Here is a 2,644-nt window from a genome sequence, read left to right on the forward strand (position 1 = left end):
TGCGGATTCCACGACACTTGGACACTCAGCCCACGATCATTTGGACACTCGTTCCATGCTCACTTGGACACCTGATCCACGTCCACTTGGACAGGCAGTCGGAGCGCAGCGACGCAGGTTTGCATTGTTAGTCTGAAGTCTCTGTCGCCGTCAATTTCGTTGCGCGTCTGCGCATCGATTCGCCCTTCAGTTCGATCCGATAAGCGTTGTGCACCAGCCGGTCGAGGATCGCATCGCCCAAGGTCGGGTCGCCGATCAGCGCATGCCATTTGTCCACCGGCATCTGGCTGGTGACCAGCGTCGAGCGGTTGCCGTAGCGGTCGTCCAGCAGTTCAAGCATGTCGCGCCGCTGCGCAGCGGTAAACGGCGCCAAGCCCCAGTCGTCCAGGATCAGCAGGTCGGTCTTGGCATAGCCGGCCATGAGTTTGGCGAAACGGCCGTCGCCGTGAGCCAGGCCCAGCTCCTCCATCAAGCGCGGCAAGCGCAGGTAGCGCACGCTGTAACCGTCGCGGCAGGCCTTGTGAGCCAGCGCGCAGGCGAGCCAGGTTTTGCCTACGCCCGTTGGGCCGCCGATGATCAGGTTCAGGCCGTCGCGCAGCCATTGGCCGCTGCCCAGTTGCAGGATCAGGGACTTGTCCAGGCCGCGTGGGCTGCGGTAATCGATGTCTTCCAGGCAGGCGTTATGGCGCAGTCGTGCCAGTTTCAGGCGGCTGCTCAGACGCGTGTTTTCACGTTCGGTCAGCTCGCGGTCGACCATCAGGCCGAGGCGTTCGTCGAAGCTCAGATCATTGATATCGGGCGTGGCGTGTTGCTCGCTCAGCGCCTTGATCATGCCGTGCAGGCGCAGGGTTTGCAGCTTGTCGAGTGTCGGGTTGGGCAGCATTTTGGTGCTCCTTTTTCAGGTCAGTGGTAGTAGCCAGGGCCGCGCAGGTTGATGTGTTCGTCGGGCAGTAGCGGCAGGTTTTGCTGGGACAGCGGTAGCTTTTCCAGCCCTTGGCGCAGGATCGATTCAAGGCTTTTGTAGCTGCACGCGCCCAGTGCCAGCGCTCGCTGGCAAGCGGCTTCCAGCCGCTCTTCGCCGTGCTGCTTGCTCAGGCGCAGGATGCCCAGGCAGGCGCGGAAGCCGTGCTGAGGATGGATTCGGCGCTCAAGGATGTAGGCGATAACGCCAGCGGTGTTAGGCCCGGTCTGCTCGGCCCAGCGGATCAGCCGTTGCGGTGTCCATTCGGCGTGCTCCCGGTGGCTCTTGGGCATGTGCTCGGTTTGGGTGGTGTGGCGGCCTTTGTGCAGCGAGCGCAGGTGACTGGCCACCCGCTGGTTGGCGTGGAAGCACTCGACGGTCTTAGCGGTTAGCCGCACTTCGAGTTGGTGCTTCACCAGCTGGTACGGCACCGAGTAGTAATGGCCCTCGACCTCGACGTGATAGTCGATGTGCACCCGCGCCTTTTTCCATTCGGCGTAGACATACGGATGTTCTGGTAGCGGTTGCAGTGCGGGTTGGTCGATGGTCTCGAAGGCCGAGCGGCGTGAGCCGGGCAGCTTCTTGAAGGGCTTTTGATTGAGGCGTTCGAGCAGCAGGCTGATTGCCGTGTTGAGTTCTCCGAGCGAGAAGAACTGGCGGTTGCGCAGCACTGCCAGGATCCAGCGCTCGACCACTTGCACACCCACTTCAACCTTGGCTTTGTCCTTGGGTTTACGCGAACGCGCGGGCAGTACGGCTACGCCGTAATGCTCGGCGAGATCGCGGTAACTGGGGTTGATGTCCGGCTCGTAGCGATGCGCCTTGGTGACGCCACTGCGCAGATTATCGGGCACCAGGATCTGCGATGTGCCGCCGAAAAAAGCAAAACAGCGGGCGTGCGAGCCCAGCCAGTCGGGCAGTTTCTGCGACCAGGTGGCCTCGGCAAAGGTGTAGCTGGACGCGCCGAGGACGGCGACGAAGATCTGGGCCTGACGGATTTCACCGGTCTGTCGGTCGATGATGGGCGCGGTCTGTCCGGCGTAATCGACGAACAGCTTTTCGCCGGCACGGTGCTCCTGGCGCATGACAACGTCGACCTTGGCGGCCCAGAGGCGGTAGTGCTCGCAGAACCAGCTGTATTGGAAGCCTTGCGGGTGAGCGAGTCGATATTCCTGCCAGAGTAGGGCCAAAGTGACGCCGGGGCGGCGTAACTCGGCATGCGCCCAAGACCAGTCAGGCATCGGACGTTGATCGCTGGGAACTGTTGGTGCTGGAGGGAACAGGCATCGCTCCAGTTCGGCATCCGATAACAATGTCGGCCAACTCAGCCCGCAAGCGTTGAAACGGTGCAAGTAATTGCCCGCACTGCCGCTACTGATGCGCAGGCTGGCGGCGATCTTGCGCACGGACAGGCCAGCGTCGAACTTTAGACGTAGTACCTCTCGGATTTTACGCATGGATATACGCTCCACGATGACCTCTTCGCTTCGAGAAAAGAGGTCGATGGTAGTGAATAATCCTGCGTTGCTGCCTGCCTGAGCATGGATCGGATCAGTGGAACATCACTGTCCAAGTGCTTGTGGAATCAGTGTCCAAGTGGCCGTGGAATGAGTGTCCAAGTGGCCGTGGAATGAGTGTCCAAGTCAGCGTGGACTGGGTGTCCAAGTGCGCATGGAATCCCCA

The 2,644-nt window shown here is 61.2% G+C and carries 2 protein-coding genes; both read right to left on the reverse strand.

Going from position 1 to position 2,644, the window contains the following annotated elements; genetic code table 11:
- Positions 1-127: 127 nt before the first annotated feature.
- On the reverse strand, positions 128-883 hold the full coding sequence (gene istB, locus RR51_RS28285; protein WP_034000379.1) for an IS21-like element ISPre4 family helper ATPase IstB: 756 nt from the start codon (positions 881-883) through the stop codon (positions 128-130).
- A gap of 20 nt (positions 884-903) precedes the next feature.
- Positions 904-2,418, reverse strand: a complete 1,515-nt coding sequence (istA, locus tag RR51_RS28290) for an IS21 family transposase (RefSeq protein WP_034000381.1) — start codon at positions 2,416-2,418, stop codon at positions 904-906.
- Positions 2,419-2,644: the final 226 nt, after the last annotated feature.

Source organism: Pseudomonas sp. C5pp (assembly GCF_000814065.1).
Lineage (GTDB): Bacteria > Pseudomonadota > Gammaproteobacteria > Pseudomonadales > Pseudomonadaceae > Aquipseudomonas > Aquipseudomonas asiatica.